This is a genomic window from Streptomyces sp. CNS606 (assembly GCF_000426325.1).
In genome coordinates this window covers 296,636-320,090 of sequence record NZ_AUFD01000007.1, presented here as the reverse complement: position 1 = coordinate 320,090, position 23,455 = coordinate 296,636, and the positions used below count along the sequence as shown (strand labels likewise).

At 74.0% G+C, this 23,455-nt stretch carries 19 protein-coding genes; 13 read left to right on the top strand and 6 right to left on the bottom strand.

What is annotated here, in order from left to right; all coding sequences use genetic code 11:
• Positions 1-287 precede the first annotated feature (287 nt).
• From K304_RS0104960 to K304_RS0104950, 3 genes are all read right to left on the bottom strand, one after another.
• Positions 288-968, bottom strand: a complete 681-nt coding sequence (locus K304_RS0104960) for a hypothetical protein (RefSeq protein WP_158687296.1) — start codon at positions 966-968, stop codon at positions 288-290.
• A 25-nt stretch (positions 969-993) separates the two neighbouring features.
• Positions 994-1,740, bottom strand: coding sequence for a hypothetical protein (locus tag K304_RS0104955; protein ID WP_027762845.1), 747 nt, complete (start codon positions 1,738-1,740; stop codon positions 994-996).
• A 75-nt stretch (positions 1,741-1,815) separates the two neighbouring features.
• A complete protein-coding gene (locus tag K304_RS0104950) occupies positions 1,816-2,070 on the bottom strand; it encodes a hypothetical protein (RefSeq protein ID WP_027762844.1) in 255 nt (84 codons plus the stop codon).
• A 96-nt stretch (positions 2,071-2,166) separates the two neighbouring features.
• Between K304_RS0104950 and K304_RS31590 the strand changes: the two genes are divergently transcribed.
• Positions 2,167-4,512, top strand: coding sequence for a BTAD domain-containing putative transcriptional regulator (locus K304_RS31590; RefSeq protein WP_027762843.1), 2,346 nt, complete (start codon positions 2,167-2,169; stop codon positions 4,510-4,512).
• Positions 4,513-4,620: 108 nt separating this feature from the next.
• Positions 4,621-5,790 carry a glycosyltransferase gene (locus tag K304_RS0104940; protein WP_027762842.1) on the top strand — a complete coding sequence of 390 codons (1,170 nt, stop codon included), beginning with the start codon at positions 4,621-4,623 and terminating at the stop codon, positions 5,788-5,790.
• An 88-nt stretch (positions 5,791-5,878) separates the two neighbouring features.
• Here K304_RS0104940 and K304_RS0104935 read toward each other — a convergent pair whose 3' ends face one another.
• Positions 5,879-6,919: a LacI family DNA-binding transcriptional regulator gene (locus tag K304_RS0104935; RefSeq protein WP_027762841.1), complete on the bottom strand. Its 1,041-nt coding sequence runs from the start codon at positions 6,917-6,919 to the stop codon at positions 5,879-5,881.
• A gap of 152 nt (positions 6,920-7,071) precedes the next feature.
• Between K304_RS0104935 and K304_RS0104930 the strand changes: the two genes are divergently transcribed.
• Positions 7,072-8,262, top strand: coding sequence for a beta-1,3-glucanase family protein (locus K304_RS0104930; protein WP_027762840.1), 1,191 nt, complete (start codon positions 7,072-7,074; stop codon positions 8,260-8,262).
• Positions 8,263-8,301: 39 nt separating this feature from the next.
• Here K304_RS0104930 and K304_RS0104925 read toward each other — a convergent pair whose 3' ends face one another.
• A complete protein-coding gene (locus K304_RS0104925) occupies positions 8,302-10,113 on the bottom strand; it encodes a glycoside hydrolase family 15 protein (protein ID WP_027762839.1) in 1,812 nt (603 codons plus the stop codon).
• Positions 10,114-10,417: 304 nt separating this feature from the next.
• Here K304_RS0104925 and pyrG point away from each other — a divergent pair, with 304 nt between their 5' ends.
• The 10 genes from pyrG (at position 10,418) to K304_RS0104875 (ending at position 22,638) form a co-directional block, all read left to right on the top strand.
• Positions 10,418-12,121 (top strand): CTP synthase, encoded by a 1,704-nt coding sequence (pyrG, locus tag K304_RS0104920; protein ID WP_027762838.1) that lies wholly within the window; start codon positions 10,418-10,420, stop codon positions 12,119-12,121.
• Complete coding sequence (locus K304_RS0104915; RefSeq protein WP_027762837.1) at positions 12,118-12,750, top strand: NUDIX hydrolase; 633 nt, start codon at positions 12,118-12,120, stop codon at positions 12,748-12,750. The genes pyrG and K304_RS0104915 overlap by 4 nt, the downstream gene beginning before the upstream one ends.
• 259 nt (positions 12,751-13,009) lie before the next feature.
• A complete protein-coding gene (locus tag K304_RS0104910) occupies positions 13,010-15,052 on the top strand; it encodes an NB-ARC domain-containing protein (RefSeq protein ID WP_027762836.1) in 2,043 nt (680 codons plus the stop codon).
• A gap of 252 nt (positions 15,053-15,304) precedes the next feature.
• Complete coding sequence (gene ald, locus K304_RS0104905; RefSeq protein ID WP_027762835.1) at positions 15,305-16,423, top strand: alanine dehydrogenase; 1,119 nt, start codon at positions 15,305-15,307, stop codon at positions 16,421-16,423.
• Positions 16,424-16,796: 373 nt separating this feature from the next.
• Positions 16,797-17,981 carry a ParA family protein gene (locus K304_RS0104900; protein WP_078528533.1) on the top strand — a complete coding sequence of 395 codons (1,185 nt, stop codon included), beginning with the start codon at positions 16,797-16,799 and terminating at the stop codon, positions 17,979-17,981.
• Positions 17,978-18,652, top strand: coding sequence for a hypothetical protein (locus K304_RS0104895; protein WP_027762833.1), 675 nt, complete (start codon positions 17,978-17,980; stop codon positions 18,650-18,652). The genes K304_RS0104900 and K304_RS0104895 overlap by 4 nt, the downstream gene beginning before the upstream one ends.
• 83 nt (positions 18,653-18,735) lie before the next feature.
• Positions 18,736-20,043, top strand: coding sequence for a segregation/condensation protein A (locus K304_RS27330; RefSeq protein WP_037789236.1), 1,308 nt, complete (start codon positions 18,736-18,738; stop codon positions 20,041-20,043).
• The gene (scpB, locus tag K304_RS0104885; RefSeq protein ID WP_027762832.1) at positions 20,040-20,735 is read left to right on the top strand and encodes an SMC-Scp complex subunit ScpB; all 696 of its coding nucleotides are present in this window, start codon (positions 20,040-20,042) and stop codon (positions 20,733-20,735) included. The genes K304_RS27330 and scpB overlap by 4 nt, the downstream gene beginning before the upstream one ends.
• On the top strand, positions 20,735-21,871 hold the full coding sequence (locus K304_RS0104880) for a pseudouridine synthase (RefSeq protein ID WP_027762831.1): 1,137 nt from the start codon (positions 20,735-20,737) through the stop codon (positions 21,869-21,871). Before scpB ends, K304_RS0104880 begins: the two co-directional genes overlap by 1 nt.
• Entirely contained in the window at positions 21,811-22,638 is an 828-nt protein-coding gene (locus tag K304_RS0104875) for a DNA polymerase beta superfamily protein (protein ID WP_078528530.1), read from the top strand. The genes K304_RS0104880 and K304_RS0104875 overlap by 61 nt, the downstream gene beginning before the upstream one ends.
• Here the strand turns inward: K304_RS0104875 and K304_RS27325 are convergent.
• Positions 22,635-23,405, bottom strand: coding sequence for a DNA polymerase beta superfamily protein (locus K304_RS27325; protein ID WP_051307878.1), 771 nt, complete (start codon positions 23,403-23,405; stop codon positions 22,635-22,637). The genes K304_RS0104875 and K304_RS27325 overlap by 4 nt on opposite strands.
• Positions 23,406-23,455 lie beyond the last annotated feature (50 nt).

Genomic DNA, 23,455 nt, shown 5'->3' with positions numbered 1-23,455 from the left:
CCGTTCTTGCGGGTGGTGAAGCCGGCGGAGCAGCGGATGCCGCCGCCGGTGATGGGGCTCTGCCCCGGACGGCCGGGCTCATCGCGCCGCGGGTCTCCTCGATGCGTACGGCGTCGCCGTGTTCGGCCGCGGCGGCGCGCAGGCGTGCGGCGCCGCGGGCGTCGGTGGCGTCGGTGAGGGTGAGGACGACCTGCTGGGTGACGGGGTCGGCGGTCAGCGGACGACCGGGTCGAAGGCGCCGGTGCAGACGCCCGGCACCCGGGCAGGCCCCGGTGCCGGGCGCCGGTTCACTCCGCGGCCCTCCCTGCCGCGGTGTGCTCCTTGACCGTGGCGGGCCCGTGCACGCCGGCCGGGGGCGCCTGCTGCGGCTGGAGGCCGACGGCGCGGGTCAGCGTGCCCAGCTGGAACCGCTTGTCGTCCAGGTGGTCGCGGCGCACCAGTACGGCGGTGGACACGGTCGCCGCGTGGCGTTCGCCGTCGGGCAGCGCCTCGGCGGTCACCGAGAGCGCGGGAACGCCCTCGCCGAGCAGCCGGTCGGCGGTCCGGTCGTCCAGCACGTGCACCCAGGTGCGGTAGGGGCTCGGCTCCTCGGTGACGCCGGGCCCGACGAGGGTGGTGCGGTCGACGCGGGCGGGCAGCGTCACGTCGGGGCAGTCGGCGGCGGTCGCCGCGCGGGCGGAGGAGGGCGCGGCGCCGAAGGCGGCACGCCAGTCGGGGTGCTGCTGGGCGTGGGCGAGTCCCGCGGCGAGGTCGGCGCGCGCCCGCGCCGGGTCGGCCACGCCGTCGGCGGTGTGCACGCACATGCGGAAGTCCTCGCGGGTGCTCACCAGCAGGCCGTTGTCCGGGGTCAGTTCGGCGTGCGCGGGAGCGGCGCCGTGTCCGAGTGCGGCGGTGGCGGCGCCCAGTACGGCCGCCATGGCGGCCAGGTGCAGGGCCGTTCTCCTGCGGATGCGGAGGCGTCGAAGCATCGGTGATCGTCCTTCCTGGCGGGGGTCAGTTGCCGTTCATCGAGGCGACGACGGAGTCGTAGTCGTAGGAACTGGGCCACCAGTTGGTCCAGTTCTGGCAGCCGTAGGTGTAGCTGCCGTGCATGATGCTGGGCGTGTGGCAGTCGCCGTCCCAGCGCGGGTCGAGCAGGCCCCAGGCGTGGCCCGTCTCGTGGTTGATGAAGGCGCGGCCCACGTTGTCGAGCGCACCGCCCGTGCTGTCGACCATGTACATGACCTTCCACCGGTAGTCGGTGTGGCCGTAGTCGGAGTTGTAGACGGGGTTCTGGCTGACGGCGCAGTTGTAGTAGCCGTAGCTGCCGCCGCACACGTTGCTCCAGTCGGCGGCGTAGTGGTACTCCAGCTCGATCTCCGCCCGCTCCTGCGTGGGGTAGGAGGTGCACGGGTTCGGCGCGAGCCACAGGTCGATGCGCCAGCCGCCGGTGCCGTCCCAGTCGCGGTCGCCCTGGCCGGCCAGGGTCTGTTCCAGGAAGTTCCGGGCCTGGGTGTGCGAGAGGTAGGAGCTGCCGTAGACCTGCGCGCAGTACTGCTCGTCCAGCGGCCCGGCCGCGCCGCCGCCCGCCGAGGTGTAGTGCATGGAGTTGACGTGCGTCTGGTGCGAGCTGGTGTTGTGGTGCGAGGCCTGCGCGGTGGGTGCCAGCAGCGCGGCCACCAGCAGCAGTACGGCCGTCCAGGCGGCCCGCAGTCCGAGCGGTCTGCGGGTCCGTGCGGACGGCGCGGGGTGGTCCCTCACGGTGTCTCCTTCTCTGCAGGGGGCGTGTCGGGGTGTGCCGGGGTGCATGCCCCGGGGTCTGTCCGGCCGGGGGGCTCAGCGGCGGTCGTTGCGCCAGCGGGCGCCGGACGCGTCGGAGTCGAGGTCCAGCGTGTGGCGGGCCCCCGCAGGGGCGGGCTGCGGCCCCGGCGACGACGCGTCCGCCTGCTGCGGCGCCGGTCCGGGCGTGCCCGGGAGCGGCGCCGCCATGCCGGGGACCGCGCGCACGACGGCGAGCAGCAGGGGCGGCAGGTGACGCCGCAGGCGCCGCCCCGCCGTTCGCCGGGCGCGGTCGTCCGTCGCTTCGCGCACAGCGCTCTCCTCACTCCTCCGGGCACGCCCGTCTCCACCCGTTGCGCGTACATGACACGCGCAGCGGGAAGGGTGGCGACCGGAGGTGAAACGACAGTGAAACCGCAGCGCCGGGAGCCGGGGACCGGGCTCCAGCACTCGCAGTACGACCACACCGGGCGGCCCGGAGCGGCCGACGGAGACGTCGCCCGCTGCCGAGGCGCCGCCGCACGCGGCGACCACCACGGGGCGCTCTCCGAGCTGCGCACGCTCGCCAAGCCGCTCTGCGACAGCGGCGCGGTCCGCAGCTTCCTCGAACTCCTCGACGCGCTCCCTCCCGCCCAGGCCCACACCGACCTCGACCTGCTGCTGCGGGCGGGCACCGCCTGGACCGAACTCACCGCCTGGCAGCGGGCCGCCGCCTGCTACCGGCGCGCCCACCGGCTCGCGACCGACCACGGCACCGCCCCCGACCTCGCCCAGGTCGTCACCGCCCAGGGAGTCCTCGCCTGGTACCGCGGCGACATCCCCGAGGCCCGGCGCCTCCTCGATCGCGCCTCCCGGTTCCTCGCCGGCACCGTCTCCGACGACCCCGCGTGGGACGAGCTCCGCGAGGGGCAGGCCCTCGTGCACAGCGCCCACGGCGAACTCGACCGCGCCGAGACCCTCCTGCGCATCCAGCTCCGCACCTTCCAGCGGCGCGCCGACGCAGAGGGACAGCGCCATGTGCTGGCCAACGCCGCCGTCCTCGTCGCGCTGCGACGCGGCGACTTCGACCACGCCGAGGCTCTGCTGGAGGAAGCCCTCGCCCTCGCCGAGGAGCACGGCCTGCAACTCGGCCTGCCCCGCACCCTGAACTGCCTGGCGTTCGTGCTGAACTGGGAGGGACGCCACGACGAGGCCCACGGTCACGCCCGGCGCGCCCTGCAGGAGGGCCACCGGCTGCACGTACCGCACGCCGTCTGCTTCGCCGAGTACAACCAGGCCGTCGCCCTCGGACACCGCGGCGAGACCACGGCCGCGCTGGACGCCTGCGACCGGGCGCTGCGCGCCCTGCGGACGGGCTCCTCCTCGCTGCTGCGCGCCGACGTCCTGCTGGCCAGGGCCCGCCTGGAACGCCCGCACAGCCCGCGCCGGGCCGCCGACACCGCGCGCACCGCCGTGCACGTCGCCCGCACCCAGCAGGACCGGTGGACGCTCGGGGTCTGCCTCCTGGAACTCGCCGACATCGAAGGCGCCGCCGCCGGCGCCGGACTGCTCGCCGAAGCGGGCGCCCTCTTCCGCCGCTACGGCGACCGCCACCAGGCGCTGCGCTGGCACACCGTCGCCGCCCGGCACGCCCACGACCGCGGCGACCTGGACGCGCTGTCCGGCCACGTCACCACACTCGTCACCGACATGGGCCGCTACCCCGGCCTCACCCCGCTCATCGCCGGGCGGCTGCCCAGCCTCCTCCCGCCCGTCGCCGACCGCGTGGCCGCCGTACTCCCGGCCGCCGAAGGCGGCGGGGACGACTCCCCCGCACGCCTCGCCGCCGACCTGCTCGCCTCCCCGGACGAGCGGGTACGCACCTGGGCCGTCACCGCGCTCTCCGGCCGGCCCACTCCGCGGGCCTACGCACTGCTGGCCGGCCACCACGACGACAGCCCGGCCGTACGCGCCCGCGTCGCCGAGACGCTGACCGCAGCGGCTGCCGAACCGCTCCCCGGCCTGGACCTGCGGTGCCTGGGCGGCTACGAGGTCCGGGTCGGCGCCCCCGTGCCGCCCGGCCGGTGGACGTCGCTGCACGCGCAGCTCATCCTCGTGTACCTCGCCGCGAACGGCGGCGCCACGCGCGACGAACTCCTCGACCTGCTCTGGCCGGAGGACGACGTGCGCCGCACCGAGGTGCGTCTGCGCAGCACCATGCGTCTCCTCCGGCACGCCCTGCGCCCGCCCTGGCGCCCCGACGCCAACTACGTGGAGCACCGTGCCGGCTCCTACCGCATCGCCCACGAGGTGCGCGTCACCACCGACTTCGCGCGGTTCGAGGCCCAGGTCGGGACGGCCCGGCGCAGCACCGGCCGAGCCCGCCGCCAGGCATGCGGGGACGCCCTGGCCCTGTACCGGGGCGACCTCCTCCCCGGCTTCGGCCAGGTATGGGTCCGCCGGGAACGCGAACGGCTCGCGCTGGAGTGGCTGTGGACGCTGGAGGAGCACGCAGCCGGCCTCCTCGCCTCCGGCGCCTGCGAGGAGGCCGAAGTGCACGCCCGCCGCGTCATCGGCCGCGACCCGCTGCGCGAGCGCGCCTGGCGCGTCCTGATGGAGGTCTGCGCACGGCAGGACAGACGCGCCGAGGCCGTACGGAGCTACCTGCTGCTCCGCGAACGGCTGCGGGAGGAGCTGGCGACCGAACCCTCGCCCGCCACCCAGCGGCTCTACTCGGCGATCACGGGAGACCGGCGGCCCGGCGCGGTCGGATGAACCCGCAGCACCTGTCAGACTGTCACGCGCCCGCGCACACCCCGCGCCCGGCACCCCGCGCCTCCCGCGCACCACCGACCGCCACCGCGTCCAGGAGCCTGCCCCGCCGTGATCCGCAGCGCCGAGCCGCCCCCGCCGCCGCACGGCGGCGCCCCCGTGCACGTCGTCCACGTGCTCGGCGGCACGTCACCCGGGCTGGGGCAGGAGCCTCCGTCCGCCCTGGCCTGTCTGAGCCTCCGGGCGCTGACCGACGGGCTGGTGGCGCACGGCGTGCGGGTCACGGTGCACGCGCCGCCCGAGGCCGGGTCCGCCTGCCCCGACGCCTCCCGGGGCGCGGCCTTCCGCCCCGCCCACGCCCGCACGGAACCGGAAGCGGTCATGGCGCTGCGCTCCGCCCTCACCGGCGCCGACCTGGTGCACGCCCACGGGCTGCGGGCCGCCGCGCTGGCCTCCCTCGCCCGGGACCTGACACGCCGGCGGGTGCCGCTCGTGGTCGGCTGGCACGACCGCGAGCCCGTCGACGGTCCGCGCGAAGGGCTGCTGCGCACGCTGGAGCGACGGGCCGCGCGGGCGGCGGCCGTCGTCCTCTGCCCGACCCCGCGCCAGGTCGACCGGGCCCGGCGGTGCGGTGCCCGCGACGCGCGCCTGTCGCCCCTCACGCTGCCCGTACCGGCGACGCCCCCGTGCGGCGCGGCGGAGAGCCGGGACAAGACCCGCGCCGAGATCGGCGCCGTGGACCGGCCGCTGCTGTTCTCCCTGGGCCGCCTCGACGCGCGGCACGGCTACGGCACGGTCGTCGCAGCGTCCCGCGCGTGGCGGGGCCTGAAGCGGCCGCCGCTCGCCGTCGTCGCCGGGGAGGGCCCCGAACGGGCGGCGCTGCAACGGCAGATCGTCGCCGAGAACCTCCCGGTGACGCTGCCCGGCCGACGGGACGACGCACTGGACCTGCTGCGGGCCTCCGACCTGGTCCTGCTGCCGGAGGGCGGCGCGTCCGCGATGCTCCTCGCCCAGGAGGCGCTGCGCGCCGGGGTCCCCGTCGCGGGAGCCGCCCGGCAGGGTGAGGGCGCCCGCGAACTCGTCGGGGAGGCGGGGGCGCTGACCGCGCCCGGCGACGCGACGGCCCTGGGCGGGACGGTCGCGGAACTGCTCCGCGACCCGGTGCGGCTCGCCCGGCTGCGCGCGGCGTGCGCCGAGCGCGCCGCCACCCTCCCGACCGGGGAACAGCGCGTCACCCACGTGCTGGCGGTCTACGACGAGCTCCTGGGCCTCCGCCGCTGACGAGGTTCTCGCCGCCCCCTCTCGCGCCGCCGTGGGCGGGGGCCGTCCGAGGACGTCGTCCGGCGCGCGTCGCGCCGCCGGACAGGTCCTACGTGCTGGAGGCGCGGACGACGAGCTGGGCCGGGGTGACGACCGGGGTGGGAGGCGGGCCGGACGGGGAGGGGTCCAGACGGCGCAGCAGCAGTTCGGCCATCATCCGCCCCATTCCCTCCACGTCCTGACGGACCGTCGTCAGCGGGGGGTCCGCCCACGCCGCGGGCTCCAGGTCGTCGTAGCCGACGACCGCGACGTCCTCCGGCACCCGGCGCCCCGCCGCGCGCAGCGCCCGCAGCGCCCCGGACGCCATCAGGTCCGACCCGGCGAACACCGCGTCCAGTTCCGGCTCACGGGCCAGCAGTTCGCGCATCGCCCGTTCGCCGCCCTCGGCGGTGAACGCGCCGTGCGCCTCGCCCGCGCCCGCAGCCCCTGCGGCGCCCAGCGCGTCCCGGTGCCCCTGGAGACGGTCCAGCGCCGAGGTCTGGTCCAGCGGGCCGGTGATGACGGCGATGCGCCGTCGGCCCCGCTCCAGCAGGTGTGCGACCGCCTGCCGGGCGCCGCCCCGGTTGTCGGTGTCGACGTACAGCAGGTCGGGGTCCTTCTCCGCGCCCGGCCAGCCGGGGCGGCCGCCGAAGACCGTGGGCAGCCCGGACTCCGCGGCCATCGCCGGAAGCGGGTCCTCGGAGTGCAGCGAGAACATCAGCGCGCCGTCGACGTGGCCGCCGGAGAGGTAGCGGCCGATCCGCGTGTAGTCCCGGCGGTGTTCCAGCAGCATGAGCAGCAACTGGGTGTCGCGCTCGGACAGTTCGCGGCTGATGCCGCGCAGCTGCTGGGAGAAGAACGGGTCGGAGAACACCCGCGTCTCCGGTTCGGCGATGACCACGGCCACGGCTCCGGTGCGGCGGGTCACCAGGCTGCGCGCGGCGCTGTTCGGCACGTAGCCCAGCTCCTCGACCGAGCGCTGCACCTTCTCGCGGACCTCGGTCCGTACGCCGGGGCCGCCGTTGACGACCCGCGAGACCGTCGCGCGGGAGACGCCCGCATGGGCGGCGACGGCCTCCAGGGTGGGCCGGGAACCGCGGACACCGTGCACGTCGAACTCCTATCCGTCGTCGGCCCTTGACGCTACCGCGAGCGCGCGGCATGGTGCATGACCACGGCGTGAGAGCGCTCTCACGTGGGCGCGGTACGCCGGAAAGGCCCCACCCCTCCCGAAATGACCCCCACCTGCGAGAGGTGAATGACATGGGCACGATGAAAAGCCGCTTCACGCGGCGCATGTTCCTCGGCGGCGTCGCCGCCACCGCCGTCTCCGCCGGAACAGCGGCCGGTCTCGCCACCGCCGGCACCCCGCGCACCGCACCCGCGCGCGGGACCGCGGCGACGATGGACCTCACCGTCGTCAACGAGACCGGCCGCTACGGCAACGCGGACATCCGTCTCTACGTGGTCGGCAACGACGGCACCCGCCAGGTGCGCCTGACCCCGGAAGGCACCGTCGCGCCCGTCGCCCTGTCGGACAACGGCCCGGACGGCTACACCGACTACGCCATCCCGCTCGCGGCCGGAGGCGCGACGACCCTGACGCTGCCGCACATGTCCGGCCGCATGTACGTCGCGCTCGGCGCGGACCTGAAGTTCAAGGCCGTCCGCGACGGCAACGGCAACGCCGCCCTCGCCTACCCCGCGGGCTGGGTATCCGGCGACCCCAACTACGACGTGCTGCACGACTGCGCGGAGTTCACGTTCAACTCCGCCGGCATGTTCTGCAACACCACCATGGTCGACATGTTCAGCGTGCCGCTGTCCATCCGCCTCACCGGGGCGGCCGACCAGACCACCGGCACCCTCCGCCCGGGCGGACGGGCGCAGATCTTCGACGCGCTGCGCGGCAGCGGACCGTTCTCGTCCCTGGTCGTCGACGACCGGCGCGTCATCGCCCCCGGCCACGGCCTGGACGCCGGGCTCTTCCCCGCCGACTACTTCGGCGGCTACATCGACCGGGTGTGGGACACCTACGCCTCCCGCGACCTGCGGGTCACCACGAACGCCGGGACGTTCACCGGCCGCGTCTCCGGCGGGCGGCTCTCCTTCACCGGCCCCGCGAACGTGTCCTTCGACCGGCCCTCGACACGCGACGTCCTCTTCTGCGACGGGGCGCTCGCCGCCCCCAACGACGGCACGACCGGCCCCGTGGCCGCGATCCTCGGCGCCGGGTTCAACCGCACCACCCTGGCCGCGCACGCCGACCAGCCGACCGGCGACCCCGGCGGCTTCTACCAGGACGACCCCGTGCACGCCTACGCCCGTGCGATGCACGAGGCCACCGAGGACGGGAAGGCCTACGGGTTCGCCTTCGACGACGTCGGAGGATACGCCTCCTACATCCAGGACGGAGCTCCCCGCTCCTTCACCCTGACGCTCACGCCGTTCTAGGCCGGCGCACGGCGCATCAGGCGTCCGCGTACGGCGGCGTCAGCCGCCGTACGCACCCGAGGCGGTCAGCCGCAGTGCCGTGTCGATCAGCGGCACGTGGCTGAACGCCTGCGGGAAGTTGCCGACCTGGCGGCCGCGCACCGGGTCCCACTCCTCGGCGAGCAGCCCCAGGTCGTTCCGCAGCGACAGCAGCCGGTCGAACAGCTTCCGCGCCTCGTCCACCCGGCCGATCATCGCCAGGTCGTCCGCCAGCCAGAAGGAACACGCCAGGAACGCGCCCTCGTTGCCCTCCAGGCCGTCGACGTTCGTGTCGCCCTCCTCGCTGGAGGTCGGGTAGCGCAGGATGAAGCCGTCGTGGGTGGACAGCTCGCGCTGGATCGCCTCGACCGTGCCGATGACCCGCTTGTCGTCCGGCGGCAGGAAACCCATCTGCGGGATGAGCAGCAGCGAGGCGTCCAGCTCCTTGGACCCGTAGTACTGCGTGAAGGTGTTCCGCTCGGCGTCGTAGCCCTTCTCGCACACCGCGCGGTGGATGGTGTCGCGCAGCTCCTGCCAGCGCTCCAGCGGGCCGTCGACGTCGCCGGACTCGATCAGCTTGCAGGTGCGGTCCACCGCCACCCAGGCCATCACCTTGGAGTGCACGAAGTGGCGGCGCGGGCCGCGCACCTCCCAGATGCCCTCGTCCGGCTCGTCCCAGTGCTCCTCCAGGTAGTGGATCAGCTTGAGCTGGAGCAGCTGGGCGTAGTCGTTGCGGGCCAGACCGGTCATGTGGGCCAGGTGCAGCGCCTCGGTGACCTCCCCGTACACGTCCAGCTGGAGCTGCCCCGCCGCGCCGTTGCCGATGCGCACCGGAGCCGAGTTCTCGTAGCCCGGCAGCCACGTCAGCTCCCGCTCACCGAGGTCGCGTTCGCCCGCGATGCCGTACATGATCTGCAGGTGCTCCGGGTCGCCCGCGACCGCGCGCAGCAGCCACTCCCGCCAGGCCCTGGCCTCCTCGTGGTAGCCCGTGCGCAGCAGCGACGAGAGGGTGATCGCCGCGTCCCGCAGCCAGGTGAAGCGGTAGTCCCAGTTCCGCGAGCCGCCGATGTCCTCCGGCAGCGAGGTCGTCGGGGCGGCGACGATGCCGCCGGTGGGGGAGTAGGTCAGCGCCTTCAGGGTGATCAGCGAACGCACCACCGCCTCGCGGTACGGGCCGTGGTAGGTGCAGTGTCCGACCCAGCGCTGCCAGAACTCCTCGGTGTTGCGCAGCCCGGCCTCCGGCGTCGGGAGCGGCGGCGGCTCCTTGTGCGAGGGCTGCCAGCTGATCGACAGGGCGACCCGCTCGCCGGGCGCCACGGTGAAGTCGGCGTACGTGGTGAGGTCCTCGCCGTACGTCTCCACATCCGTGTCGAGCCAGACCGAGTCCGGGCCGGCCACGGCCACCGAACGGCCGTCGACCTTGTGCATCCACGGCACCACCCAGCCGTAGGAGAACCTCATCCGCAGAGCGGAGCGCACCGGCACCCGGCCGCTCACGCCCTCGACGATCCGGGTCAGCTGCGGCGTGCCGGTGCCGCGCGGCGGCATGAAGTCGATCACGCGCACGGTGCCGCGGTCGGTGTCCCACTCCGATTCCAGGACCAGCGACTCGCCGCGGTACCGGCGGCGGGTGGCCGGCGGCGGGGTGCCGTCGGGGGAGTGGGCCGGGCCGATCCGCCAGAAGCCGTTGTCCTCCGTCCCCAGCAGGCCGGCGAAGACCGCGTCGGAGTCGAAGCGGGGAAGGCAGAGCCAGTCGACGGAGCCGTTCCGGCAGACGAGGGCGGCCGTCTGCATGTCTCCGATCAGTGCGTAATCCTCGATGCGCCCTGCCACGTGCGTCTCCAGTCGAGCTGCGGTTCACGCGCCGCGGGGCGCGTATACGTCCATCCTGCCCATGCGAGTGTCCGGGCAGCATACGTGCCGTGCAATGTGATTCGTCCGACCTGGCGGTCCACCCCTGGACCGCCACGGTCACAGCCTGCCACTGATACCCTGGTGGCCCGTGGACCGGTGGGCGCGGAATCGGCATCCGATCCCGAGACGGCAGCCCCCCGACCGCAGCGACGGTACCCCTGCGCGACCTGCCAGGTAGCCGGTGCGCACCCCACCAAGCGACCACGGGAGCCCCCTCTTGGCCATGCCGAACCGACCTTCGTCGTCCGTGACGACCAAGCACCTCTTCGTCACCGGGGGTGTCGCCTCCTCCCTCGGCAAGGGGCTGACCGCCTCCAGCCTCGGAGCGCTGCTCAAGGCGCGCGGCCTGCGGGTCACCATGCAGAAGCTCGACCCGTACCTCAACGTCGACCCGGGCACGATGAACCCCTTCCAGCACGGCGAGGTGTTCGTCACCAACGACGGCGCCGAGACCGACCTGGACATCGGCCACTACGAGCGGTTCCTGGACGTCGACCTGGACGGGTCGGCGAACGTCACCACCGGCCAGGTGTACTCCTCGGTGATCGCCAAGGAGCGGCGCGGCGAGTACCTGGGGGACACCGTCCAGGTGATCCCGCACATCACCAACGAGATCAAGAACCGCATCCGCCGGATGGCCGCCGAGGACGTGGACGTCGTCATCACCGAGGTCGGCGGCACCGTCGGCGACATCGAGTCCCTCCCCTTCCTGGAGGCCGTCCGCCAGGTCCGGCACGAGGTGGGCCGGGACAACGTGCTGGTGGTGCACATCTCGCTGCTGCCCTACATCGGGCCCTCCGGCGAGCTGAAGACCAAGCCCACCCAGCACTCCGTGGCCGCGCTGCGCAACATCGGCATCCAGCCCGACGCCATCGTGCTGCGCGCCGACCGCGAGGTGCCCGTCTCCATCAAGCGCAAGATCTCGCTGATGTGCGACGTGGACGACGCCGCCGTGGTCGCCGCCATCGACGCCAAGTCGATCTACGACATCCCCAAGGTGCTGCACTCCGAGGGCCTGGACGCGTTCGCCGTCCGCAAGCTCGACCTGCCCTTCCGCGACGTGGACTGGACGCAGTGGGACGACCTGCTGCGCCGCGTCCACCAGCCCGACCACGAGGTGACCGTCGCGCTGGTCGGCAAGTACATCGACCTGCCCGACGCCTACCTCTCCGTCACCGAGGCCATCCGGGCCGGCGGCTTCGCGAACAACGCCCGGGTGACCATCAAGTGGGTCACCTCCGACGACTGCCGCACCGCCGCCGGCGCCCGCGAGCAGCTCGGCGACGTGGACGCCGTCTGCATCCCCGGCGGCTTCGGCGAACGCGGCGTCGAGGGCAAGCTCGCCGCCATCACCTACGCGCGCGAGAACCGGGTCCCGCTGCTGGGCCTGTGCCTCGGCCTCCAGTGCATCGTGGTCGAGGCCGCCCGCAACCTCGCGGGCATCGACGGCGCCGACTCCACCGAGTTCGACCAGGGAGCCGCCCACCCGGTGATCTCCACCATGGAGGAGCAGCTCGACATCGTCGCGGGCGAGGGCGACATGGGCGGCACCATGCGGCTCGGCCTCTACCCCGCCAAGCTCGCCGAGGGCTCCCTCGTGCGGGAGGTCTACGGCGGCGAGCCCTACGTCGAGGAGCGGCACCGCCACCGCTACGAGGTCAACAACGCCTACCGCTCGGAGCTGGAGAAGAAGGCCGGACTGGTCTTCTCCGGCACCTCCCCCGACAACAAGCTGGTCGAGTACGTCGAGTACCCGCGCGAGGCCCACCCCTACCTGGTCGCCACCCAGGCCCACCCGGAACTGCGCTCCCGGCCGACCCGCCCGCACCCGCTGTTCGCGGGCCTGGTCCGGGCCGCCGTCGAGCGGCAGGGCGGCCAGGCCGGGCAGGTCGCGGCCGGCCGTACCGCCGAGGAGGCCGGAGCGTGACCGACCGCCTCGCCGACAGGGCCGAGGAATGGCGCGTCGTCGGCACCGACGTCCCCTTCCGAGGCAACAAGACCAGCGTCCGCACCGACGAGGTGGAGATGCCCGACGGGCAGGTCGTCGGGCGTGACTACCAGGTGCACCCCGGGTCGGTGGCCGTTCTCGCCCTCGACGACCAGGACCGGGTGCTGGTGCTGAGCCAGTACCGTCACCCCGTGCGGCACACGCTGTGGGAGATCCCGGCCGGTCTGCTCGACGTGCCCGGGGAGAACCCGCTGCACGCCGCTCAGCGCGAGCTGTACGAGGAGGCGCACGTCAAGGCGGAGGACTGGCGGGTGCTGGTCGACGTCTACACCACGCCCGGCGGCTGCGACGAGGCCGTGCGCATCTTCCTGGCGCGCGGCGTCACCGACGCGGAGGGCGAACGTTTCGCGGTCAGCGAGGAGGAGGCCACCATGGAGCAGGCCCGGGTCCCGCTGCCCGACCTGCTCCGCGGCGCGCTCGCCGGCGAGCTGCACAACAACTGCCTCGTCGTCGGCGCGCTCGCCCTGCACGCCGCCCTCACCTCCGACGGCCTCGACGCGCTCCGGGCCGCCGACGCCCCCTGGCCGGCGCGGCCCTTCGATGCCTGACCGGGAAGTGTGATCCGGCCGTCACGCCCGACGCCCCGAGCCCCGTGCGCACGCACCTGACGCCTCGTGAGGTCCGTGGCCCGGTGCAGTGATCCTCGGGAACCGCCGGGCCGTCCGCCCGCCGTGCGCGTCCTTCCCGGACGCGCACGGTGAACTACGCTCGACGGGTCCCCGCCCGCCCCGCGCGGCGGGTCGTACGCCCCCGCACCCCCGGCGCGGAGGGTGCCCCCACAGGCGCAGGCGGACGGGAGCATGACCCGTGACGGAGCAGGCGGTGCGGCACGGCACGCCGAAGGCGGGCGGCCGCCCCGACGGAGGATGCTCCTTCGTCGGACGGGACCGGGAACTGCGGCGGCTCCGCACCGATCTGGAGTCCGCCGGACTCGGCACCCTCGCCGGCCGCCCCGCCCCGCACAGCCGGGTGCTGCTCGTCGCCGGGCGGCCCGGTTCCGGGCGCACCACGCTGGCGGAGGAATTCGTCCGCGAGGTCGCCGGACGCTACCCCGACGGCGTGCTCCGGGCCCGGCTCACCGACCCCGGCGGCATGCCCGTGCCGACCGAACGCACCGCACGCGACCTGCTGACCGCGCTGGGCGCCGGGGGTGCACCTCCCGGCGCCGACCCCGACGACCTCACCGCCGTGCTCCGCGCCGAACTCGCACGGCGCCGGGTCCTCCTCTTCTGCGACGACGTGGCCGCCGCCGAGCAGCTCGGCGAACTCGTCCCCGAGAACCGCGACTGCCTCGTGGTCGCCGTCGCCTCGGGTCCCCTGACCGGCGTCCCCGACATCCGCCCCTGCGCGATGGGCGGACTCGACCGGGCCGCCGCCGTCGAACTGCTGCGCAGCCGCGCCGGCACCTCGCCCCGGCTCACCGTGGACCCGCGGCGCGCCGAATCGCTCGCCGAGGCCTGCGGCGACCTCCCTGCGGCCCTGCGCATGGTCGGCGGCTGGCTCGCAGCACGCCCCAAGCTCTCCGTCTCCGACGCCACCGCCCAGCTCCTCGGCACCCCGGACGGCCGTCCGGACACCGGCGGCACCCTCGGAACCCCCGGCACCCGCACCCCCGACTTCCTGGCTCGCGCCTTCCACCTGGTCGCCGGCTCCCTTCCGGCGCCCGCCGCCCGGCTGCTGCGCTTCCTCGCCGTGGCGCCCGCCGGATTCGTCGACGCGCAGCACGCCTCCGCCCTCACCGGCTGTTCGCCGGAGACCGCCGAGGAGACGCTGCACCGGCTCCACGCCCTCGGCCTGCTGCACCACGCCGCGCCCGGCTGCTGGACGGTCCCCGGTTGCCTCGACCCGCTGCTGCGGGCCGAACTGGACGCCCGCGAACGCCCGGCCGAGGTGATGCTCGCCCGTGCTCGCATGCTGGAGCGCACCGTACGGCGGCTGCACGCCTGCCGCGCCGTCACCGAGCCGCCCGGGTCGCCCGCCCGGACGAAACTCGCCGGGATGCCGCGCCCGCTGCGTTTCGACAGCGCTCGCGAAGCCCGCGACTGGCTGGAGCTGCGGCGGCCCGCGCTCCTCGCCGCGGCCCGCTTCGCCGTCGCCGAAGGCGCCGGCGATCTCGACACCCTGCTCCGCCGCCTGGTGCACGCCCTGGGCCGTTGCTTCGCCGCGCACCGCACCCCCGAGGAGGCCGCACCCGAGGTCTACCGTCTCCAGGAACTGGCCCTCCAGGTCGCCGAACGCCGCGCCCTGGAGCCCGATCGCGCCGCCGCCCTCCTCGCCCTCGCCGACATGGACGCCGCCGCCGGACGCCTCGCCGTCGCCGCCGACCGCTACCGGCGGGCCCTGGACGCCGCCCGGGCCTGCCGGGACGGCGTCGCCGCCACGGTGATCCCGGAGCGCCTGGGCGACACCCACGGACGGCTCGGGGACTGGGCGCGCGCCGCCGACTGGTACGGCCGCGCGCTCTCCCTGCGCGAGTCCGCCGGCGACCCGCACGAGGTCGCCCGCCTGCACGGCCTGGTCGCCGACGCCCAGGCGCGGAACGGCGACACCGGAGAGGCCCTGCGCACGTGGCGTGCGGCCGCCGCCCTGCACCGCAGGCTGCGCGATCCGGCAGGCCGCGGCCGCGCGCTCGGCGAAGTCGGCCGCCTCCAGCAGCAGCGGGGCCGGCCCGACGAGGCGCTGCGCAGCTGCCGGGAGGCGCTCGCCGAGGCGCGTCGCGCCCGCGACCCGCTGCTCCAGGCGGACCTGCGGATGCGCCTGGCCGACGTGTGCGACGCGGCGGGCGACCCGGCCGCCGCCGCGCGGCACCGTGCCGCGGGCGAGGAGCTGCGCGACCTTACCGAGCGGTAGCGGCGAGGGCGTGCGGGGGCGCGTGGTGGACCCAAGGTGGCAGCCGTGTCACCCCCGGTGCCGACCTGCGAAATCAATAGCAGGATCGGAAAAGATTGACCCATTGCAAGGCTAGACAGTGCGGCATCCTTCATTAGACTGGCTGCGCTGTGGCCGTTCCGCCTGCATCCGGCATGCACCCCTCTATGCTGAGATGACAGGAAACGGGCCCGGCCCTTCTCCTGCATCCCCGAAGCAAGGACCGTGATCGACGTGAAGGTCGGCATCCCCCGCGAGGTCAAGAACAACGAGTTCCGAGTGGCCATCACCCCGGCCGGCGTCAACGAACTCGTGCGCAACGGCCACCAGGTCTACGTGGAGCTCGGAGCCGGCCTCGGCTCCTCCATCGCGGACGACGAGTACACCGCCGCCGGCGCCACCATCCTGGCCACCGCCGACGACGTGTGGGCCACCGCCGACCTGCTCCTGAAGGTCAAGGAGCCGATCGCCGAGGAGTACCACCGGCTCCGCAAGGACCAGACGCTCTTCACCTACCTGCACCTCGCCGCCTCCCGCGACTGCACGGACGCGCTGCTCCAGTCCGGCACCACCGCGATCGCGTACGAGACCGTCGAGACCGCGACCCGGGCGCTGCCGCTGCTCGCCCCGATGTCCGAGGTGGCCGGCCGGATCGCCCCGCAGGTCGGCGCCTACCACCTGATGCGCTCGGCCGGCGGCCGCGGCGTGCTGCCGGGCGGCGTTCCGGGCACCCCCGCGGGCCGCGCGGTCGTCATCGGCGGCGGCGTCTCCGGCTGGAACGCCACCCAGATCGCCGTCGGCATGGGCTTCCACGTCACGCTCCTGGACAAGGACGTGAACAAGCTGCGCGAAGCCGACCGCATCTTCGGCACCAAGGTGCAGACGGTCGCCTCGAACGCGCTCTCCCTCGAACAGGCCGTCCTCCAGGCCGACCTGGTCATCGGCGCCGTGCTGATCCCGGGCGCGAAGGCCCCGAAGCTGGTCACCAACGAGCTGGTCTCCCGCATGAAGCCGGGAAGTGTCCTTGTCGACATCGCGATCGACCAGGGCGGCTGCTTCGAGGACTCCCGCCCCACCACCCACGCCGAGCCCACCTTCCAGGTGCACGACTCGGTCTTCTACTGCGTCGCCAACATGCCCGGCGCGGTGCCCAACACCTCGACCTACGCGCTCACCAACGCGACGCTGCCCTACATCGTCGAGCTCGCGAACCGCGGCTGGCGGGACGCCCTGCGCCGGGACGCCGCTCTGGCGAAGGGCCTCAACACGCACGAGGGTCAGGTCGTCTACGGTCCCGTCGCGGAGGCGCACGGCCTGTCCTCCACCGTGGACCTCGCCACGCTGCTCGGCTGACAAGTCGACCTGCACGACGACGGGTCAACGTCCGTCGTCAACGTCACCGACGCCGCGTCACCGGCCGGGCTCCGACCCTCGGGGCCCGGCCGGTCGTGCGACCTGCGGGCGCCCACCGGTCGCACGACCGGCCGCCGAGCGGGTCGACTCGCGCGGAACTGTGCTGTTTGGCCGTTACGCACCTCCCGGAAACCTCGCGCGCGGAGCCGTGACGCCCTTGACAGCGGGACGTTCACATGCCGACGGATCGCACCGTGTCCGACGGTTTGTGTTGCTGCGGGAGGCCGACACGCCATAGAGTCACCAGTCGTCGGCAGGGTGCACGCTGACCTTGTCCAGAAGTTTCCTGGTCGCCTAGGAGGTAGAACGACTTGTGAACGAGTCGACATTCACTCCCGGGGGTGGTCAGCCGGGAGCGTCGGTAGCGGGACGGGGCGCCACGGGGCCAGAGGCTGTCGGCTCCGTCGCCGTTCGCACCTTCGCCGCCCGCCAGGGCACCCAGCCGCACTCGACAGCCCACCAGAGCATGGACGGTCACCACGTGAACGCCTCGGCCGGCGACGGCACGGACCACGCATCCGGCGACCGCTTCGCCGACTACGACCACAACGCCCCGGACCTGCCGGAAGGTCACTTCTACGACCCCGACGCCGAGTTCGAGCCGGACCCCGAGTACGCGGCCACCCTCGCGCCCGACGCGGCCCGCCAGCGCCGCGAGCGCATCGGCCCCACCGGCCGTCCGCTGCCGTACTTCCCGATCCCCGGCCCGGTCAACGAGCACGGGCCGGCGAAGATCATCGCGATGTGCAACCAGAAGGGCGGGGTGGGCAAGACCACCTCGACCATCAACCTGGGCGCCGCGCTCGCCGAGTACGGACGCCGCGTGCTGCTCGTGGACTTCGACCCGCAGGGTGCGCTGTCCGTCGGGCTGGGTGTCAACCCGATGGAACTCGACCTGACGGTCTACAACCTGCTCATGGAGCGGGGCATGTCGCCCGACGAGGTGCTGCTCAAGACGGCGGTCGCCGGGATGGACCTGCTGCCGAGCAACATCGACCTCTCGGCCGCCGAGGTGCAGCTCGTCAGCGAGGTGGCCCGCGAGTCGACGCTCCAGCGCGCCCTCGCCCCGCTGCTGCCCGACTACGACTTCATCGTCATCGACTGCCAGCCCTCGCTCGGTCTCCTCACCGTCAACGCGCTGACCGCCGCGCACAAGGTGATAGTGCCGCTGGAATGCGAGTTCTTCGCCCTGCGCGGTGTGGCGCTGCTGACCGAGACCATCGAGAAGGTGCAGGAGCGGCTCAATCCGGAGCTGAATCTGGACGGCATCCTGGCCACCATGTACGACTCCCGCACCGTGCACAGCCGCGAGGTCCTCGCGCGGGTCGTCGAGGCGTTCGACGACAGCGTGTACCACACGGTGATCGGCCGTACCGTCCGCTTCCCGGAGACCACCGTCGCGGGCGAACCGATCACCACCTACGCGTCCAACTCCGTCGGTGCCGCCGCCTACCGCCAGCTCGCCAGGGAGGTGCTCGCCCGGTGCCACGCCGAGTGAGTCTGCCGGCAGCCGACGAACTGTTCCGTACCACAGGGGGATCCGCGGTCCAGCCCTCCACCCCGCCGCAGCCCGGCGGCGCCCCGCGCGTCCCGGCGCCCGGCGGTGAGCACGCCCCGGCGGCGGACGACGCGCCGTCGGCCGGCTCGCCCGGCGACCGCGCGGGCGATCGGCCCACCACCGGGCGCGCCGCGGACGCCGGGCCCGCCGAGCACGGCACGCGCAGCACGGACCGGCCGGCGCGCGGTGCCGTCCCCGGCCAGAACTCCGGTGGCGCGAACGGCCGTTCGGGCTCCGGTGTCAACGGCACCGCGCCCGGCGGCGGGCCGACCGCCACCGCCGCGGGCGGCGCGCCCGGAAGCACCGGAGCGGGAGGGCCGAACCGCCCCGCCGCGGGCAAGAACCGCCAGCCCGACGGAGCGCCCACTCCGCGCCGCAGCCGGGCCGCACGGCGCCCCAGCGGGCGGGAACGCCACGACGAGAAGATCACGGTCTACGTCTCCGCCGAGGAACTGATGGACCTGGAGCACGCCCGGCTCGTCCTCCGCGGCGAACACGGACTCGCCGTCGACCGCGGCCGTATCGTCCGGGAGGCGGTGGCCGTCGTCCTCGCCGACCTGGAGTCCCGGGGCGACGCCAGCATCCTGGTCCGCCGCCTCCGCGGCCGATGAGCACGCCGCTCCGGGGAAACGCAGGTCCAACGGGGTGACACCGGCCGCCCGCCACCGGTCGCGCCCAGTACGCTGCCCCGCACATGCCCACACCTGACGACCACGAGCCGCCCGCCCGGGCCTCCCGCCGCCCCCTCGGCCGCGGCCCCGGCGCACCCTCCGCACGCCCGCACGTGGCGGCCGACGGAACGGCGGATGCGTCCGAGGCCGCCGCCGCTCCGCGTCCCGCGCCGGACCCGGAGCCGGGGCCTGAGCCCGCCTCTGCGCCAGGTGCGCTGCAGGAGGCGACGGCGACCGATGCCGTCCACCTGCCCGACGAGGAGCCGGAACCGCCGCGCGACGACACGGTACGGCCCGCCGCGGAGACGTCCGGCGACGGCGACGACCACGCCGCGGGAGCCGTCTCGTCCTCCCCTCCGCCTCCGGCGGAGACGGACGCCGCGGAGACGGACACGACGGAGATCACGGAGATCACGGGGATTTCCGCCACGGAGACCCGGAACGCGGACGAGGAGGAGCGCGCGGAGGCCGTCGACGACGGCCGGTTCACGGTCCGGCTGGACAACTTCGAGGGGCCGTTCGACCTGCTCCTCCAGCTGATCTCCAAGCACAAGATGGACGTCACCGAGGTGGCGCTGTCCCGGGTCACCGACGAGTTCATGGCCCACATCCACGCCATGGGCCCGGACTGGGATCTCGACCAGACCACCGAGTTCCTGGTCGTCGCCGCCACCCTGCTCGATCTCAAGGCGGCGCGGCTGCTCCCCGCTGCCGAGGTGGAGGACGAGGGGGACCTCGCGCTGCTCGAGGCCCGTGACCTGCTCTTCGCGCGGCTCCTCCAGTACCGCGCGTACAAGCGGGTCGCCGACATCTTCGCCGACCGGTTCGCGGCCGAGGCGCGCCGCCATCCGCGCACGGTCGGTCTGGAGCCCCACCACGCCGAACTGCTGCCCGAGGTCGCGCTCACCATCGGGCCCGAGGGGTTCGCCAGGCTGGCGGTCAAGGCCATGCAGCCCAAGCCCAAGCCGCAGGTGTACGTGGAGCACATCCACGCCCCGCTGGTCAGCGTCCGGGAACAGGCCGAGGTGGTCGTGGCCCGGCTGCGGGAGTTCGGCGAGGCGAGGTTCAGGGACCTGGTCGCCGACGCGCCGGACACGCTCACCGTCGTCGCCCGCTTCCTCGCCCTCCTGGAGCTGTACCGCGAACGCGCCGTGGCCCTCGACCAGCCCGAGGCGCTCGGCGACCTGATCGTGCGGTGGACCGGCGGGGCGGCGACCGGCCGTCCGCTGGTCACCGACGAGTTCGACCAGGGACCGCAGCCGCAGCCCGGGACGCCGCCCGAGCAGATGCCCGAGCAGCCGCCCGAGCCCGAGAAGGAGCCCCAGCCATGAGCGAGGAGACCTACGACGTCCTCGAACAGGACGTGCCCGCCGTCCCGGAGACGACGGACGGGACGGCGCCCGTGGGCGGCGACCGCGTCGCCGAACTCGAGCTCAAGCCCGCGCTGGAAGCGGTGCTGATGGTCGTCGACGAGCCCGCGACCGAGGAGCATCTCGCCAAGGTGCTGGACCGCCCGCGCCGCGCCGTCGCCGACGCGCTGCGCGAGCTCGTCGACGAGTACGCCGTCCAGCGTCGCGGCTTCGACCTGCGGTTCGTCGCCGGGGGCTGGCGTTTCTACACCCGCCCCGAGTACGCCGACGCCGTGGAGCGGTTCGTGCTCGACGGCCAGCAGGCCCGGCTCACCCAGGCCGCGCTGGAGACCCTGGCCGTCGTCGCGTACCGTCAGCCGGTCAGCCGTTCGCGGGTATCCGCCGTGCGCGGCGTGAACTGCGACGGCGTGATGCGCACGCTCCTCCAGCGCGGTCTGCTGGAGGAGGGGGGCACGGAACCCGAGACAGGTGCGATCCTGTACAGGACGACGCACTACTTCCTGGAGCGGATGGGCCTGCGCGGCCTGGACGAGCTACCGGAACTCGCGCCCTTCCTCCCGGAGGCGGACGCGGTCGAGGGGGACACCCAGGAGGGGATGCCGTCGTTCGACGTAGACGACAGCGGCGACACCCAGACGACGACGGAACATTGATGCGAAGCAGCGGCAGGAACCCCGGCGGCGACCGTAACCAGCGAGGCGCGGGGAACAAGAGGGACGAGAAGCAGCAGCGGACGGGCAAGCCGCGTCCCGAGGAGCGCCGCTACGACACCGGCGGCGCCGGATCGGGCAGGAGCACGCCCGGCGGCAAGGGCGCTCCGGGAAGCAAGGGCGCCTCCGGAGCCAAGGGCCGCCCCGCGGGCGGGAAGGCCGGCTCAGGCGCCGGCGGCAAGGCCGGGGGCAGTGGAGCGGCACCGAAGAGCACCACCCGCAGTGGCGCCCCCAAGACGCGCAACCGCCGCGCGTCCGCCCCGGCGCGTCCGCGCGAGTACGAGGCGCAGATCGAGGAGCGCAACCGCGCCCGTCACAGCAAGCCGCAGGTCAAGCTGCCGAAGACGTTCGGTGAGGTGGACGGCGAGCGGCTGCAGAAGGTCCTCGCCCGCGCGGGCATGGGCTCCCGCCGGGCCTGCGAGGACCTGATCGAGCAGGCTCGCGTCGAGGTCAACGGCAAGATCGTCGTCGAGCAGGGCCTCCGGGTCGACGCCGACAAGGACGAGATCAAGGTCGACGGCCTCACCATCGCCACTCAGTCGCACCTGTTCTTCGCGCTCAACAAGCCGGCCGGTGTGGTCTCCGCCATGGAGGACCCGGACGGCCGCCAGTGCCTCGGCGACTACGTGCAGAACCGCGAGACCCGGCTCTTCCACGTCGGCCGCCTGGACACCGAGACCGAGGGCCTGATCCTGCTCACCAACCACGGTGAGCTGTCCCACCGCCTCACCCACCCCCGCTACGGGGTGCGGAAGACCTACCTGGCCGCGATCCAGGGCCCGCTCCCGCGCGACCTGGGCAAGCGTCTCAAGGACGGCATCCGGCTGGAGGACGGCTACGCCAAGGCCGACCACTTCAGGGTCGTGGAGAACACCGGCAAGAACTACCTGGTCGAGGTCTCCCTGCACGAGGGCCGCAAGCACATCGTGCGCCGCATGCTCGCCGAGTCGGGCTTCCCGGTGGAGAAGCTGGTACGCACCCGTTTCGGGCCCATCGCACTGGGCGACCAGAAGTCCGGATGGCTGCGCCGCATGACCAACACCGAGGTCGGCATGCTGATGAACGAGGTCGGCCTCTGACCCTCACCGGGCTGCCGGACCTCGCCCCCGTCCTGGTCGAGCAGCAGCGGGACGGCCACCCGCTGCTGTTCGCCACCGTCTCCGGCGCCCACCTCTACGGCTTCCCCTCCCGCGACTCCGACGTGGACCTGCGCGGTGTGCACCTGCTGCCCGCCGCCGACCTCGTCGGCTTGCGCGAACCGGACGAGACCCGGTCGCGGATGTGGTTCCACGACGGCGTCGAGATGGACCTGGTCACCCACGACCTGCGGAAGTTCGCGAGGCTGCTGCTGCGCCGCAACGGCTACGTGCTGGAGCAACTGCTCTCCCCGCTGGTCGTGCACACCACCGACGTGCACGCCGAACTGGTCGCGCTGGCGCCGGGCGTGCTCACCCGGCACCACGCCCACCACTACCGCGGCTTCGCCCGCACCCAGTGGCGGCTGCACGAGAAGAACCGCGAGCTGAAACCGCTGCTGTACACCTACCGGGTGCTGCTCACCGGCATCCACCTGATGCGCAGCGGCAAGGTCGTCGCCGACCTGCGGGAGCTCGCGGACGCGGTCCCGGAGGCACCGGGCCGGCTGGCCGGGCTGATCGAGGCCAAGGCGCATGCCGAGCACGGCACGGCCGAGGGCCTGGCCGGTGCGGACGCGACGGCCGAGGAGATCGCCGCGCTGCACGGCGTCCTGGACGAGGCCCAGACCGCCTCCGCCCTGCCGGATCAGCCCTCGGCCCGGGACGCGCTGCACGACCTCGTCGTCCGCGCCCGGCTCGGCGACGCCTAGGACGGACTCCGGCCCGACCCCGACCCCGACCCCGAGTCCGAGTCCGGCGCCGAGGCCGGTGCCGAGGCCGAGGTACGGCGGACGCGGACGAGGAAGTCCTCGATCCGGCGCACGTCCGGCTCGGCGGGCAGCGGCGTCCGCGCGGCGGCCGCCTCCGACGCCGCCCGCAGCGTCCGGAGCCGCTTCTCGACCTGCGCCCACGGGGTCTCGTCGTGCCGGATCGCCAGCAGCTCGTCGCGGTGCTCGCCCACGTCGAGCGTGAGCGTGCCCGTGCGGAGCAGATCCAGCAGGGCGAGCTGGAGCCGCAGCAGGTGCATGGCGGGCTTGCCCGGCGGCGCACCCCGGCGCACCCGGGCCTCGATCTTGCGGTGCTGCCCGTCCACGTAGCCGGTGAAGGTGCGGTGGGCGTGCCGGGAGAGGAACGCGCCCCGCAGGCCGAGCAGTTCCCGGCCCGTGCCGTCCGCGTACTCCACCAGCGGCGAGTGCAGGCACTCCAGCACCGTGGGGTTGGCACGCAGCCCCAGCGTGCAGAACCGCTCCAGCTCCCAGGAGAACTGCTCCTCCGCCGGGCCGTCCACGTGCGTCGGCGGCTTGTCGAACCGCCAGAAGAGTTCGGAGGGAGCGACGAACACCCCGCGCCGGTCGGTGTCGCTTGCCGCGGTGTCCAGGCCGAAGGCCCGGGAGCCCATCACGCAGGAGTACACCGTGTGCGCGCGGACCAGCGTGTGCGGATCCGGGGCGGGTACGGAGCGCGGGAGGCCGGTCATCGCGTCATCATCGCAGGGCCGACACCCATGGCCGGAGGGGCCCGAGGCCC